Here is a 13,480-nt window from a genome sequence, read left to right on the forward strand (position 1 = left end):
CTCGACTCCGGAGGTGCGGATGTACGACGTGATCGTCGTCGGCAGCGGCGCGGCGGGCATGACCACCGCCCTGTGCACGGCCCACCGGGGACTGCGCACCCTGGTCGTCGAGAAGGCGGCGCGCTTCGGCGGCTCGACCGCCCGGTCCGGCGGCGGCATCTGGGTGCCGAACAACCCCGTCCTCGCCGAGGCCGGTGTGCGGGACACGCCCGAGGACGCCTCCGCCTACCTCGCGCACATCGCCGGTGACGTGCCGGCCGAGCTGCGGGAGGCGTTCCTCGACGCCGGTCCCGCGATGCTCGGGTTCGTGTGCGCGCACACGCCGTTGCGGTTCCGCTGGGTGCGCGGCTATCCCGACTACTACCCGGAGGCACCCGGCGGCCGTCCGCGCGGGCGGTCGGTCGAGCCGGTGCCGATGAGGGCGGACGTCCTCGGCGCCGAGCTGGAGCACCTCGAACCGCCGTACGTGCCGACCCCGGCCGGAATCGTGATCACCCAGGTCGACTACCGGTGGCTCACCCTGGCCGCCCGCCACCCGCGCGGGGTGCTCACCGCGGCCAAACTGGTCGCGCAGCGGTTCACACCGGGCCGGAGGCTCGCGATGGGCCAGGCGCTGGCCGCCGGGCTGCGTGCGGGCCTGACGGCGTTGGACGTCGAGGTCAGGCTCAACACCGCGCTGACCGACCTGCACTTCGAGAACGGCCGGGTCGCCGGCATCCGCGTGGGCGACGAGCTGATTCAGGCTCCGCACGTCGTGCTCACCTCCGGTGGGTTCGAGCACAACGAGCAGCTGCGCAAGCAGCACCAGGACATCGGTACCGAGTGGACGGTCGGCGCGCGGGCCAACACCGGTGACGGCATCGAGGCCGGGCTGCGCGCGGGCGCGGCCGTGGGTCTGATGGACGACGCCTGGTGGGGGCCGGCGGTCCCGTTGCCGCGCGGGCCGTTCTTCCTGCTCGCCGAACGCGCGCTGCCGGGGTGTGTGCTGGTCGACGGGTCCGGCCGGCGCTTCGTCAACGAGGCGGCGCCCTACATCGACGTGGTCAAGGCGATGACCGGGACGACCTGGCTGGTGTTCGACCAGACCTACCGCAACCGCTACCCGTTCGCGGGCTTCCCGCCCCGCCGGCCGTTGCCCCGGCGGTGGGACGAGGTCGTGCTCAATGCCCCCAGCCTCGACGAGCTGGGTGCGAAAGCGGGACTCCCCGGCCTCGCCGACACGGTCACGCGGTTCAACACCTTCAACGGCACCGACCCCGACTTCGGCTGCGGTGACAGCGCCTACGACCGCTACTACGGCGACCCGCGCGTCCACCCGAACCCGTGCCTCGCGCCGCTGCTCACGCCGCCGTTCCACGCGGCCAGGATCGTCCCCGGCGACCTGGGCACCAAGGGCGGGCTGCGCACCGACGCGCACGCGCGGGTGCTGCGCGAGGACGGTTCGGTGATCGACGGCCTGTACGCGGCGGGCAACGCGAGCGCGTCGGTCATGGGTCACACCTACGCGGGCGCGGGCGCCACCCTCGGACCGGCGATGACCTTCGGGTACCTGGCCGGACTCGACATCTCCAGCCAAGACCACCGTGGAGGCATGTGATGACGCAGGACTCCGTGCGTTCGATCGACACCGGCGCGCCTCCCGCGCGGTTCGCGCGCGGCTGGCACTGCCTGGGCCTGGCCGACACCTTCCGCGACGGGCAGCCGCACGCCGTCGAGGCGTTCGGCACGAAGCTCGTGGTGTTCCAGGGCGAGGACGGCACGCTCAACGTGCTCGACGGGTACTGCCGGCACATGGGCGGTGACCTCACCCGGGGCACGGTGAAGGGCAGCACCATCGCGTGCCCGTTCCACGACTGGCGCTGGGCGGGCAACGGCCGGTGCGTCGAGATCCCCTACGCCAAGCGGGTTCCGCTGCGGGCCCGCACCCGGTCGTGGACCACGCTGGAGGAGAACAGGCAGCTGTTCGTGTGGAACGACCCGCAGGGCAACCCGCCGCCCGAGCACGTGACGATCCCGCGGATCGAGCAGGCGTTCAGCGGTGAGTGGAGCAACTGGACGTGGGACTCGGTCGTGATCGAGAACGCGAACTGCCGCGAGATCATCGACAACGTCGTCGACATGGCCCACTTCTTCTACATCCACTTCGCGTTCCCGACGTACTTCAAGAACGTGATGGAGGGCCACATCGCCTCGCAGTACCTGACCACGCGCGGGCGGCCGGACGTGGCGATGGCGTCGAACTACACCGGTGAGGTCGCGGTGCGCTCGGAGGCCTCGTACTACGGGCCGTCGTACATGATCGACTACCTGTGGAACGACTACAGGGGCATCGAGATCGAGACGGTGCTGATCAACTGCCACTACCCGATCACGCCGAACTCGTTCCGGCTGCAGTGGGGCGCGATCGTGAAGAAGCTGCCGGGTGTGTCGGACGAGCACGCGGACAAGATCGCCCGCAAGTTCGCGCGCGGCATCGGCGCGGGGTTCCTGCAGGACGTGGAGATCTGGCAGAACAAGACGCGGGTCGACAACCCGCTGCTGTGCGAGGAGGACGGGCCGGTCTACCAGCTGCGGCGCTGGTACGAGCAGTTCTACGTGGACGTCGAGGACGTCACCGACGACATGGTGCGGCGGTTCGAGTTCGAGGTCGACACGAGCAGGGCGGTCGAGGTGTGGGAGAGGGAGGTCGCCGAGAACCTCGCCCGCCGGCAGCCGACGAGCTCATGAGCGAGCGCGACGAGTTCCTGTCCGGCGGCATGGTGCCGGTGACGTGCGACTGCGGGAACCGGGTGCTGGTGAAGAAGAACAGCCCCCGGCACACCAGCGTGCAGTGGCTCGCCGACACCAGCGCGTGCCCGGAGCTGGGACCGCGGGCGCCGTTGGTGCGCACGTGCCTGCGGTTGCGCGACGGCATCGAGAAGGCCGTGCGCGACGGGACGGTGGAGGTCGCCGATGGCTGAGGTGCACCGGTTGCGCGTCGAGTCGGTCATCGAGGAGACGCACGACGCGCGGTCGTTCGTGCTGTCGGGGGCGTCTTTCGAGCCCAGGCCGGGTCAGTTCCTGACCGTGCGGGCGGGTGAGGTGGCGCGGTGCTACTCGCTGTCGAGCGCACCCGGTGAACCGTTGAAGATCACGGTCAAGCGCACGCCGGACGGGTGCGGGTCGGTGTGGATGTGCTCCGAGCTGCGCACCGGGATGGAGCTGGACGTGCTGGCACCGGCCGGGGTGTTCACGCCGCGGTCGCTGGACTCCTCGGTGCTGGCGTTCGCGGCGGGCAGCGGGATCACGCCGGTGATGTCGATCATCCGGGCGGTGCTGTCCGGCGGGACCGGGTCGGTGTTCCTGTTCTACGCCAACCGGGACGCGGAGTCGGTGATCTTCGCCCGCGAGCTGGACCGGTTGTCGCGGGAGTTCCCGGAGCGGTTGGCGGTGGTGCACTGGCTGGAGTCGGTGCAGGGGCTGCCGCACGGGCTGCGGGCGTTCGTGCGTCCGTGCGACGAGGCGTTCGTGTGCGGGCCGGCACCGTTCATGGAGGCGGCCCGCACGGCGTTGCACGACGTTCCGGTGGTGCACGTCGAGAAGTTCGTGTCGCTGTCGGGTGATCCGTTCGCCGAGTCCGTGCCGGTGGTGGACGACCGGCCGGACGCGCAGGTCGAGGTGTCGCTGGACGGGGAGACCCACCGCTTCGCCTGGCCGGCCCGGATGAAGCTGCTGGACCTGTTGCTGGAGAAGGGGTTGGACGCGCCGTTCTCGTGCCGGGAGGGTGCGTGCGGCGCGTGCGCGTGCCGGTTGGTCTCCGGCGAGGTCAAGATGCTCGGCAACGACGTGCTCGACTCCGGCGACATCGCCGACGGGATCGTCCTGGCGTGCCAGTCGGTTCCGGTCACCGACGCGGTGACGATCACCTACGAGTGAAGGGCGTGCGATGCCGATCGATCCGGCTGTTGCGGTGGGGGCGGAACTGCCCGAGCTGAAGTTCTCCTGGACGTCGTCGGACGTGCTGCTCTACCACCTGGCGCTGGGTGCGACCGAGCTGCGGTACGTCTACGAGGAGGGGCTGGCGGTCCTGCCGACGTTCGGGGTGGTGGCGCCGCGGTTCCACGAGACCGCGCCGCCGGTGGTGTCGTTCCCCGGTGTGGACGTCGACCTGGCGCGCGTCTTGCACGGCACGCAGGAGATCACCGCGCACGGGCCGATCCCCGCCGAGGGCCAGGCGGTGCTGCGGACGCGGATCACCGACGTGTGGGACAAGGGCACGGCGGCGGTGATCGTGCAGGAGTCGACCGCCGTGGCACCGGACGGAACGGTGCTCTACACGACCCGGTCGAGCATCTTCGCCCGCGGCGAGGGCGGTTTCGGTGGTGAGCGCGGGCCGTCGAACCGGGTCGAGCTGCCCGGCCGCGAACCCGACGCGGTGATCGAGACGCCGACGTTGCCGCAGCAGGCCCACCTGTACCGGTTGTGCGGGGACCGCAACCCGTTGCACGCCGATCCCGGGTTCGCCCGTGCGGCCGGGTTCGACCGGCCGATCCTGCACGGCCTGTGCACCTACGGCGTGGTGTGCAAGGCGGTGGTCGACGCGTTCTTGGACGGGCCGGAGCAGGTGGTGTCGTTCGGGGCGAGGTTCGCGGGCGTGGTGTTCCCCGGTGAGACGTTGCGGACGTCGGTGTGGCGGGACGGCTCCCGCCTGGTGCTGACCACCTCTTCCGCGGACCGTCCCGTTCTCGCCGACGCGGTGCTGCTGAGCCGTTGACCCGGCTTCTGCAAGGGGGGTCAGGGGCCCAGGAGCAGGCCGCTGGTGGGAACGCCGGTGCCGGCGGTGACCAGGACGTGGGCCGCTCTCGCGACCTGGTTCACGGCGGTGCCGCGGACCTGCCGGACGGCCTCGGCGATGCCGTTCATGCCGTGCAGGTAGGCCTCGCCGAGCTGGCCGCCGTGCGGGTTGAGCGGTAGCGAGCCGTCGAGCTCCAACGCGCCGGAGGCCACGAGGTCCTTCGCCTCGCCCTTGCCGCAGAACCCGAGCTCCTCCAGCTGCACGAGGACGAACGGGGTGAAGTGGTCGTAGAGCACGGCCACGTCCACATCGGACGGCCCGATGCCCGACCGCTGCCACAGCTGCCGCGCCACCACGCCCAGCTCCGGCAGGCCGGTCAGGTCGTCGCGGTAGTAGCTGGTCATCGTGAACTGGTCGGTGCCGCTGCCCTGGGCGGCGGCCTTGACCAGCACGGGCGTGTTCCTCAAGTCGCGAGCGCGCGCGGCGGAGGTGACGACGAGCGCCACTCCCCCGTCGCTTTCCTGGCAGCAGTCGAGCAGCCGCAGCGGTTCGGCGATCCAGCGCGAGGACTGGTGGTCGTCGAGGGTGATCGGGCGGTTGTGGAACCACGCGTGGGGGTTGGTGGCGGCGTGTTTGCGGTCCACGACGGCGACCCGGCCGAAGTCCTCGCTCGTGGCACCGTAGGAGTGCATGTACCGGCGGGCGAACATGGCGACCATCGCGGCCGGGGTGCCCAGGCCCATCGGGTAGGACCAGCTGTTGTCGACGTTCGCCGCCGCCGCGGCCTGGACCTGGCCGAACCGGTGCCCGGAACGTTCGTTGAACGCCCGGTAGCACACGACGACCTGCGCCATCCCGGTCTCGACCGCCATGGCGGCCTGCTGGACGGTCGCGCAGGCCGCGCCGCCGCCGTAGTGGACGCGGCTGAAGAACGTCAGCTCCGGGATGCCGAGCTCGCGGGCGACGGCGATCTCGGCGTTGGTGTCCATGGTGAAGCTGACCAGGCCGTCCACATCGGACGGTTCGAGTCCGGCGTCGGCGAGTGCGGCCCTGGTGGCCTCGGCGGCGAGCTGCAGTTCGGTGCGGCCGGAGTCCTTGGAGAACTCGGTCGCGCCGATGCCGGCGATCGCGGCGTTCACGCGGGCACCTCGATCCTGACCGTGCCGGTGACGTGGTCGCCGTGGCCGGTGCGGCCGACGACCTCGACCACCACGTCGTTGTCGTGGCGTTCGACCACCTGGCCGAAGAACTTGAGCGTGTCGTAGGCGTAGCAGGGTGCGCCGAGCCGGATGTCGATCTGCCGGACCAGCGCCCCGGTGCCCGCCCAGCCGGTGACGTAGCGCTGGACCAGGCCGGTGGTGGTGAGGATGTTGATGAAGATGTCCTTCGCGCCGCGCCGGACGGCGAGGTCGCGGTCGTGGTGCACGTCCTGGAAGTCGCGGGTCGCGAGCGCGGTGCTGATCACGAACGTGGGCGTGGCCTCGACGTGCCACTCGGGCAGGGGGTCACCGGTCCGCACGGGGCCTCCAGCCGAACATCGTCAGGTCGTCGTCGACCTCGGTGAACACGACCTCGACGGGCAGCCCGACGCGCGGCTCGCCGTCGAGCTCGCCCAGCATCCGCACGCCCTCGTCCAGCTCGACCAGCGCGATCACGAACGGCGTCCGCTTGCCGGGCACCTGCGGGTGGTGGTGCACGACGTAGCTGTAGACCACGCCGCGGCCGTCCGAGACCAGGTACTTCGGTGTGGTGGCACCGCATTCCGGGCACATCGGGCCGGGTGGGTGCCGCAGCAGCCCGCAGCCGCCGCAGCGCTGGATGCGCAGCTCGCCCTGTTTGGTGCCGTTCCAGAAGTACTCGGTGTCGCGGTTGACCGAGGGCCGGATCGCCGGCGCCTTCTGCGTCTGCGCCGGGGCAGCGGGTTTCTCGGCTGGGCGGAACTTCAGGACGCGGAACCGCATCTCGGCGACCGGCTCGTCACCGACGTACCAGGTGCTGCGGGTGGTGACGAACCAGCCCTCGCCGAGTGCGGTCCTCTTCGGGCCGGTCACGTCCTCCAGCAGGGTGGTGACCGCGAGCTGTTCGCCGACCCTGAGGTAGCGGTGGTAGGTCTGGTCGCTGTCGGTGGCGACGACCGAGGTGAACCCGGCCTCGTCGAGGACCCGCATCATCGCGCCGAGCGGGTCGTCCAGCGCGCGTTGGCCGTGCAGCCCGGCCATCGTCCACACCTGCACCATCGCCGGTGGCGCGACCTCGGTGTAGCCGGGGTGGGTGTCGCCGATGGCCTCCAGCCAGGTGCGGATCATCGGCAGGTTCACCGGGTCGCGGGCCAGGCGCGGTGCGGACTCGCCCCGGCCGGCGATCTCGGCCGCTGCCTTCTCGACGTCGGTCATCGCACCACCCTCGGCAGTCCGAGCCCGAGGGACGCGATCAGCTCTTTCTGCACCTCGTTGACGCCACCGCCGAAGGTGAGCACGAGGTTGCGCCGGGCCTGGACGTCCAGCCAGCGCACGAGCTGCGCGGTGCCCGGTTCGGTGGGATCGCCGTGGCGGCTCACGACCTCCTCCAGCAGGCGGCCGACGCGCTGGGTGCGGTCGGCGGCGAAGACCTTGGTGGCGGAGGCGTCGGCGACCTCCACCTCCCGGGCGGCGACCTGCCAGTTGAGCAGTTCGTTGACCCGGTGCACGGCCTTGACCTCGGCCAGCGCCCTGCGCACGTCCGGCAGGCCGAGCAGGTCGTGCTCGCGCGCCCACTCGTGCACGCGGTCGAACTGGGCGCCGATGCGGCCGGACGGGCCGAGCATGACGCGTTCGTGGTTGAGCTGGGTGGTGATCAGCCGCCAGCCCTTGTTCTCCTCGCCCACGCGCAGGCCGACGGGCACCGTGACGTCGCTGTAGTAGGTGGCGTTGACGTGGTGCGCGCCGTCGCAGGTGATGATCGGAGTCCACGAGTAGCCGGGGTCGGTCGTGTCGGCGATCAGGATGGTGATGCCCCGGTGGCGGTCCTCGGGTGCTCCGGTGCGGACCGCGAGCCACACGTGGTCGGCGTCGTGGCCGCCGGTGGTGAAGACCTTCTGGCCGTTGACGACGTAGTGGTCGCCCTGCCGGACGGCCCTGGTCGTGAGCGCCGCGAGGTCCGTGCCGGCCTCGGGTTCGGTGTAGCCGATGGCGAAGTGCAGCTCGCCCTTGAGGATGCGCGGGAGGAAGAGGTCCTTCTGCTCCTGGGTTCCGTAGCGCTGCAGGGTCGGGCCGACGGTCTGCAGCGTCACGTACGGCAGCGGCACGTCGGCGCGTGCGGCCTCGTTGACGAAGATCTGCTGCTCGACCTGGCCGAAGCCGCGGCCGCCGTACTCGGTGGGCCAGCCGACGCCGAGCCACCCGTCGGCGCCGAGGCGGCGCACCAGGTCGCGGTAGGCGGTGCCGTGCCGTTCGGTGAGCACGGCTTCGCGTTGCTGCTCGGTCATGACGCCGGAGAAGTACTCGCGCAGCTCGTCGCGCAGCCTGCGCTGGTCGCTCGTGAGGTCAATGAACATCGATCTGCCCCAACCGGTGCTCCGCTCCGCCGACGAACCTCGTCAGCTCCTTGGCCAGGCCGTAGTACCTGTGCATCGGGTAGGTGATGTCGAGTCCCAGGCCGCCGTGCAGGTGGTGGCACGTGTGCACGGCCGGGAGCGCTTCCGCGGCGAGCCAGTGGGCGGCGATGGCGAGGTCGGCGTCGTCGAGGCTCCAGCAGGCGGTGAGGGTGGCGAGGTGCAGGGTGCGGGCGGCGATGTGGACGTCGGCGACCTGGCCCGCGACGGCCTGGAAGGTCGACAGCGGTGCGCCGAACTGGTGGCGGGTGCCGACGTGCGTGACGGTGAGGTCGAGGGCTCCGGCCAGCACACCGTCGCCGACCGCGCAGGCGCCGGCCAGCGCGTACTTCGTGAGGTCACCGTCGAGCGGGTCACCGTGGGCGTTGTCGAACCGGACGGTGCTGTCCGTTGTGGACACCCCGGGTTGGGCGGGGTCGACGACCAGGGTGCCCGGCCGGTCGCCCAGCAGGGCGCTGACGAGGATTCTGCCGGCCTCGGCGGCGCGCGGGACGTGGACCTTGAGGCCGGTCAGCCCGGTGCCGTCGGGGTTGGCCCTGGTGGACGGCGTGGCCGGCAGCGGGGTGGAGGGTTCGCTGAGTGCGGCGGTGAAGACGGCGTGCTGTTCGGTGACCAGGGGGAGCAGTTCGTCCTGCTGGTGCGGGGTGCCGTGCCGGGCGATCGGCAGGACGCCCAGGGCGAGGGTGGCGAACGCCGGCACGTCCGCGGCGCTGCGGCCGACCTCGGTGAGCAGCAGTGCCGTCTCCAGCACGCCGAGGCCGTGGCCACCGAGCCGTTGCGGAACGGCGAGGGCCAGCAACCCGGCCTCCCCCAGGGCTTTCCAGGGCGTCGTGCTCTCCCGGCCCAGCACGTCGGCGGCGAGGCGCACGATCTCCTGCTGGGTGTCGTCGAGGGCGAAGTCCATCAACTCTCCCTGGGTAGGCCGAGGACCCGTTCGCCCGCGAGGTTCATCAGGACCTGGGTGGTGCCGCCCGCGATGCTCAGGCAGCGGGTCAGCAGGAACTCGTGGACGGCGTCGCCGTGCACCAGCCCGCCGTCCAGCTCCACGGCGAACTCGGCGACGTCCTGCCGGTGCCGCACGCCGACGAGCTTGCGCACGCTGGACTCCGCGCCCGGTTCCTGTCCGTCAAGGCGGCGCAGTCCGGCGCGCAGGTCGAGCAGCGACACGGCGAGCCCCCGGGCGACCAGTTCGCCGAGCCGTTCCGACGGTGCGGGGCCGGTGGCCAGAACCTGTTCCAGTGCCTCGCCGAGTGACGAGCCGCGGCCCAGGGCGACGCGTTCGTCGGCCAGGGTGGTGCGGGCCAGGCGCCAGCCGTCGTTCACCGCGCCGACCACGCAGTCGTCGGGCACGAGGACGTCGTCGAGGAAGACCTCGTTGAACCGGGCCTCGCCGGTGATCTCCCGCAGTGGCCGCACGTCGATGCCCGCGGACCGCATGTCGACGAGGAAGTAGGTGATGCCCTTGTGCTTGGGGACGTCGCTGTCGGTGCGGGCCAGGCAGATCGCCCAGTCGGCCTGGTGGGCGAGCGACGTCCAGACCTTCTGGCCGGTCAGCCGCCACCCGCCCTCGACCCTGCGCGCCCTGGTGCGCAACGACGCCAGGTCCGAACCGGCCTCGGGTTCGCTGAACAGCTGGCACCAGGTCAGCTCGCCGCGCAGGGTCGGCCACACGAACCGCTCCTGCTGCTGCGGGGTGCCGTGGCGCAGGATCGCCGGCGCGGCCCAGGCCCCGATGACCAGGTCCGGTCTGCGCACCCCGGCCGTGGCGAGCGCGTCGTCGATCACGAGCTGCCGCGCGGGGCCGGCGTCCTGGCCGTAGGGCCGTGGCCAGTGCGGGACGAGGTATCCGCTGTCCGCCAGCCGTGCCCGCTGCTCGTCCGGTTCGAGGGCGGCGACCTCCGCGGCGAACCGGCGCACCTCCGGGTCGCCCTCGACCTCGACGGTGTGGTGCCGCCGCGCACCGCGCAGCGCGAGCTCGGCCGTCGTCCTGCGCCACCGCTCCCGGCCGCCCGCGAGCTGTTGCAGCGCCAGGGCACGCCGCAGGTAGCGGTGGGCGTCGTGCTCCCAGGTGAACCCGATGCCGCCGAGCACCTGGATGCAGTCCTTGGCGTTGCGCACCGCCGCGTCGAACGCCACGGCCGCCGCGACCGCCGCCGCGAACGGGTGTTCGGCGTGGCCGGCCGCCCGTGCCGCGTCCCACGCGACGCTCGCGGCCTGTTCCGCCCGGCACAGCATCTCCACGCACAGGTGCTTCACGGCCTGGAAGGACCCGATGGCCCGGCCGAACTGCTCGCGGCGGCGCGCGTGCTCGACCGCGGTCCGCAGGCACCACTGGGCGATGCCGCTCGCTTCGGCGGCCATGAGCGTGACGGCGAGGTCCGTCGGGTCGGCGATCGTCTCGCCCGGTGTGTGGACGGTGACCGCCCCGAGTGACCGGGTCAGGTCGACGGCGTCCAGCGCGGTGACGGTCGTGTGCCCGGCGGGGACGAACATCCAGTCCTGGTCCTTGACGAGCAGGTGGGTGGCCTCGGTGGCGCCCAGGACGTGCCCGGTGCCGAACCCGAACCCGGCGATCCCGTCGAAGTCCGGGACGAGGGCGCAGGCCAGTGCCGTGGGCAGCAGCGGGCCCGGTACGAGGTGCTCGGCGGCCTGCTCGAGCATCACCGCGAGGTCGAGGGTCGTGCCGCCGTCGCGCAGCACGTCGAAGAACCCGACGCGGACCAGGTCCTCCCACGTCCCGCGGGCCGCGCTGACGCTGTTCCTGAGTGCCCGGTGCTCGTCGGTCGTGGCGATCGGCATGCGGCCTCCTCCAATACATGAGGAACTTTATAGAACGTGTTCTAATTCCGGCAAGAGATCATGGCCGGGAAACCCACTCCGGTACGATGTGGAGGCTGCTGCAACACGTTCCAGGAGGACCATCTCCGTGTCACCTTCGAAGTCGCGCGCGGACGCCCTGATGGCGGGCGAGGAGCTGAGCTCGGCCGCCCAGCGCGAGCGGCGCAAGAGGATCGTCGACGCGACCATCGCGCTGGCGTCCAAGGGCGGGTTCGACGCCGTCCAGATGCGGGCGGTGGCCGACCGGGCGGACGTCGCACTCGGCACCCTCTACCGCTACTTCCCCTCGAAGATCCACCTCCTCGTCTCCAGCCTCGCCGTCGAGCTCGAACGCGCGCAGGAGAAGATGGACCGCGCCGCCGTCCCCGGCGACACCGCCTACGACCGCGTGCTGTTCGTGCTCGGCCGCATCACCCGCGGCCTGCAGCGCAACCCGCACCTGACCGAGGCCATGACCCGCGCCTTCACCTTCGCCGACGCCTCGGCCGGTGCCGAGATCGACCGCGTCGCGCTGCTGATGGAGACGATGTTCACGCGCGCGATGACCGACGAGGAACCGACGGAGGAGCAGAAGGCCATCGCGCGGGTGATCAGCGACGTGTGGCTGTCGAACCTCGTCGCGTGGGTGACCCGGCGGGCCACGGCCACCGACGTGGCGAACCGGCTGGAGCTGACCGTGCGGCTGCTGCTGGCCTGACCCGTGCGGCCGGCCAAGAGCTCACAACCCCCGAACAGGGACGGGATGCGCACCTAAGATCAGCCGGTGACCACTAACCCCGCCGAAGTCGTCCTCACCAGCCGCGGTTCGGCCACCGCCCAGCGCGTGATCGCCGGCGCCTCGCTCGTCGGCATCGCGGCGATCGGCGTCGTGGTCGCCCTGTCCGACCTGCCGTGGTGGGGCATCGCGCTGACCGAGCTGGGCGTGGTGCTCATCGCCCTGATCATGATGGCGATCTGGTCGTCGGCGGCGGAGGACGCCAAGCAGACCACGGCGTTGCGCGCCACGGGCACGACGGTGCTCGCCGACGTCCTGGGCAGCGAGGCGCACGACGACGGGGAGAGCACCTCACACCTGCTGACGCTGTGGGTCCCGGTGCCCGGCGGCGGGTTCGAGGTCGGCCACTGGTGCCACCGCTACGACGGCGAGCAGCAGCTGCCAGTGCTCGTCGACCCGGTCACGCGCGTGTGGGGCGTTGTGCACTAGCGGTCGACCCGCGCACCACCAACGAGGTCGCGAGCTCGATGTGCAACGCCTCGGGCCGGTGACCGTCGAGCATCCGCATGAGCTGCGTGACGGCGATGCTGCCCATCTCCTGCAACGGCTGCCGCACGGTCGTCAGCGGCGGATCGGTCGCCTCGCTCAGGTCGATGTCGTCGAAGCCCGCCACCGACAGGTCCTCGGGCACCCGCAGCCCGAGTGACCGCGCGGCCTGCATCGTGCCGACCGCGACCTTGTCGTTGAAGCACACGACGGCACTCGGCCGCGGGTCCGCCGCCAGCAGGTCCAGCGCCGCACGACGGCCCTCGGCGGTCGTGGGTTCGATGCACCGCACCCGGTCCGCGCTCAGCAGCACCCCCGCCTGGGCCAGCGCGGAGCGGTGCCCGGCCAGCCGCGCGTCACCGGCCAGCCACTCCGACGGGCCCGCGATCACCGCGATGTCGCGGTGCCCCAGCGCGATCAGGTGGTCCGCGACCGCGCGGGCACCGGCGGAGTGCGCGGCCGACACCGAGGCGATGTCCGGCGGCGGTGGCGTGCGCGGGTCGACGACGACGAACGGGAAACCGGCCTGCGCCAACGCCACCAGCTCGTCACCCTCCTCCGGCGGCAGGATGAGGATCGCGCCGTTGACGTCCTGCTGACCGGGCAGGCCGCGCACCGCCTCGCTGTGCTGCGCCGACTCCCCCGCGTCGAGCAGCAGGCGCACACCGTGCAGCTTCAGCGTCTCCGCGACCGACGAGACGATCAGGCCGAAGTAGTCCGTGAGGACGTACGGGCACCGCACGTACACCGTCCGCTGCCCCGGCGGCTGGTCGCGCCGTTCAAGGGCCTGCAACACCAGGTCACGGGTGCGCGGGGCGACGTTGACGTGGTCGTTGAGCACCCGCGAGACGGTCGCGACCGAGACACCGGTCTCGGCGGCGATGGCCCGGAGACTGGCCCGTTGTTTCATCGAACCGGAAGCACGTTCCACCTGGTCACTGTACCGGAACTGGGGCAGGCCATTGACCGTCACCACGCCGGGGTGTTTCATCCTGGAAAGACTTTGTTTCACAGTGAT

The 13,480-nt window shown here is 71.5% G+C and carries 14 protein-coding genes; 7 read left to right on the forward strand and 7 right to left on the reverse strand.

Translation table 11 applies throughout. The features are described from left to right. Positions 1-19 precede the first annotated feature (19 nt). The 5 genes from ACZ7CD_RS32710 to ACZ7CD_RS32730 are packed head-to-tail and all read left to right on the forward strand — an operon-like array spanning position 20 to position 4,753. The gene (locus ACZ7CD_RS32710) at positions 20-1,597 is read left to right on the forward strand and encodes an FAD-dependent oxidoreductase (protein ID WP_470370503.1); all 1,578 of its coding nucleotides are present in this window, start codon (positions 20-22) and stop codon (positions 1,595-1,597) included. Further along, positions 1,597-2,727, forward strand: coding sequence for a Rieske 2Fe-2S domain-containing protein (locus ACZ7CD_RS32715; protein WP_470380426.1), 1,131 nt, complete (start codon positions 1,597-1,599; stop codon positions 2,725-2,727). Before ACZ7CD_RS32710 ends, ACZ7CD_RS32715 begins: the two co-directional genes overlap by 1 nt. Next, entirely contained in the window at positions 2,724-2,960 is a 237-nt protein-coding gene (locus ACZ7CD_RS32720; RefSeq protein WP_470370501.1) for a hypothetical protein, read from the forward strand. The genes ACZ7CD_RS32715 and ACZ7CD_RS32720 overlap by 4 nt, the downstream gene beginning before the upstream one ends. Then, positions 2,953-3,915: a 2Fe-2S iron-sulfur cluster-binding protein gene (locus tag ACZ7CD_RS32725; protein ID WP_470370500.1), complete on the forward strand. Its 963-nt coding sequence runs from the start codon at positions 2,953-2,955 to the stop codon at positions 3,913-3,915. Before ACZ7CD_RS32720 ends, ACZ7CD_RS32725 begins: the two co-directional genes overlap by 8 nt. Positions 3,916-3,925: 10 nt before the next feature. Then, complete coding sequence (locus ACZ7CD_RS32730) at positions 3,926-4,753, forward strand: MaoC/PaaZ C-terminal domain-containing protein (protein WP_470370499.1); 828 nt, start codon at positions 3,926-3,928, stop codon at positions 4,751-4,753. A 20-nt stretch (positions 4,754-4,773) separates the two neighbouring features. On the opposite strand, the gene ACZ7CD_RS32735 is transcribed toward ACZ7CD_RS32730, so the two are convergent. The 6 genes from ACZ7CD_RS32735 to ACZ7CD_RS32760 are packed head-to-tail and all read right to left on the reverse strand — an operon-like array spanning position 4,774 to position 11,162. Next, positions 4,774-5,913: a lipid-transfer protein gene (locus ACZ7CD_RS32735; protein ID WP_470380427.1), complete on the reverse strand. Its 1,140-nt coding sequence runs from the start codon at positions 5,911-5,913 to the stop codon at positions 4,774-4,776. Beyond that, the gene (locus tag ACZ7CD_RS32740) at positions 5,910-6,293 is read right to left on the reverse strand and encodes a hotdog family protein (RefSeq protein ID WP_458431887.1); all 384 of its coding nucleotides are present in this window, start codon (positions 6,291-6,293) and stop codon (positions 5,910-5,912) included. Before ACZ7CD_RS32740 ends, ACZ7CD_RS32735 begins: the two co-directional genes overlap by 4 nt. Further along, entirely contained in the window at positions 6,280-7,167 is an 888-nt protein-coding gene (locus ACZ7CD_RS32745) for a bifunctional MaoC family dehydratase N-terminal/OB-fold nucleic acid binding domain-containing protein (RefSeq protein WP_470380428.1), read from the reverse strand. The genes ACZ7CD_RS32740 and ACZ7CD_RS32745 overlap by 14 nt, the downstream gene beginning before the upstream one ends. Then, a complete protein-coding gene (locus ACZ7CD_RS32750) occupies positions 7,164-8,306 on the reverse strand; it encodes an acyl-CoA dehydrogenase family protein (protein WP_470380429.1) in 1,143 nt (380 codons plus the stop codon). The genes ACZ7CD_RS32745 and ACZ7CD_RS32750 overlap by 4 nt, the downstream gene beginning before the upstream one ends. Further along, positions 8,296-9,267 carry an acyl-CoA dehydrogenase family protein gene (locus ACZ7CD_RS32755; protein WP_470380430.1) on the reverse strand — a complete coding sequence of 324 codons (972 nt, stop codon included), beginning with the start codon at positions 9,265-9,267 and terminating at the stop codon, positions 8,296-8,298. Before ACZ7CD_RS32755 ends, ACZ7CD_RS32750 begins: the two co-directional genes overlap by 11 nt. Further along, entirely contained in the window at positions 9,267-11,162 is a 1,896-nt protein-coding gene (locus ACZ7CD_RS32760; RefSeq protein ID WP_470380431.1) for an acyl-CoA dehydrogenase family protein, read from the reverse strand. Before ACZ7CD_RS32760 ends, ACZ7CD_RS32755 begins: the two co-directional genes overlap by 1 nt. A gap of 160 nt (positions 11,163-11,322) precedes the next feature. On the opposite strand from ACZ7CD_RS32760, the gene kstR reads away from it, so the two are divergent. Continuing rightward, positions 11,323-11,898: a cholesterol catabolism transcriptional regulator KstR gene (gene kstR, locus ACZ7CD_RS32765; protein WP_360389854.1), complete on the forward strand. Its 576-nt coding sequence runs from the start codon at positions 11,323-11,325 to the stop codon at positions 11,896-11,898. 66 nt (positions 11,899-11,964) lie between these two features. After that, the gene (locus tag ACZ7CD_RS32770) at positions 11,965-12,405 is read left to right on the forward strand and encodes a hypothetical protein (protein ID WP_360389138.1); all 441 of its coding nucleotides are present in this window, start codon (positions 11,965-11,967) and stop codon (positions 12,403-12,405) included. Here the strand turns inward: ACZ7CD_RS32770 and ACZ7CD_RS32775 are convergent. After that, positions 12,377-13,393, reverse strand: coding sequence for a LacI family DNA-binding transcriptional regulator (locus ACZ7CD_RS32775; RefSeq protein ID WP_470380432.1), 1,017 nt, complete (start codon positions 13,391-13,393; stop codon positions 12,377-12,379). The genes ACZ7CD_RS32770 and ACZ7CD_RS32775 overlap by 29 nt on opposite strands. Positions 13,394-13,480 lie beyond the last annotated feature (87 nt).

Source organism: Lentzea sp. NPDC036949 (assembly GCF_055608075.1).

Bases quoted from the DNA above. Each gene is read 5' to 3' on its own strand.
- ACZ7CD_RS32745 (WP_470380428.1), bottom strand. From the start codon at position 7,167: ATGACCGACGTCGAGAAGGCAGCGGCCGAGATCGCCGGCCGGGGCGAG.
- ACZ7CD_RS32730 (WP_470370499.1), top strand. From the start codon at position 3,926: ATGCCGATCGATCCGGCTGTTGCGGTGGGGGCGGAACTGCCCGAGCTG.
- ACZ7CD_RS32750 (WP_470380429.1), bottom strand. From the start codon at position 8,306: ATGTTCATTGACCTCACGAGCGACCAGCGCAGGCTGCGCGACGAGCTG.
- ACZ7CD_RS32720 (WP_470370501.1), top strand. From the start codon at position 2,724: ATGAGCGAGCGCGACGAGTTCCTGTCCGGCGGCATGGTGCCGGTGACG.
- ACZ7CD_RS32715 (WP_470380426.1), top strand. From the start codon at position 1,597: ATGACGCAGGACTCCGTGCGTTCGATCGACACCGGCGCGCCTCCCGCG.
- ACZ7CD_RS32725 (WP_470370500.1), top strand. From the start codon at position 2,953: ATGGCTGAGGTGCACCGGTTGCGCGTCGAGTCGGTCATCGAGGAGACG.
- ACZ7CD_RS32760 (WP_470380431.1), bottom strand. From the start codon at position 11,162: ATGCCGATCGCCACGACCGACGAGCACCGGGCACTCAGGAACAGCGTC.
- kstR (WP_360389854.1), top strand. From the start codon at position 11,323: ATGGCGGGCGAGGAGCTGAGCTCGGCCGCCCAGCGCGAGCGGCGCAAG.
- ACZ7CD_RS32710 (WP_470370503.1), top strand. From the start codon at position 20: ATGTACGACGTGATCGTCGTCGGCAGCGGCGCGGCGGGCATGACCACC.
- ACZ7CD_RS32755 (WP_470380430.1), bottom strand. From the start codon at position 9,267: ATGGACTTCGCCCTCGACGACACCCAGCAGGAGATCGTGCGCCTCGCC.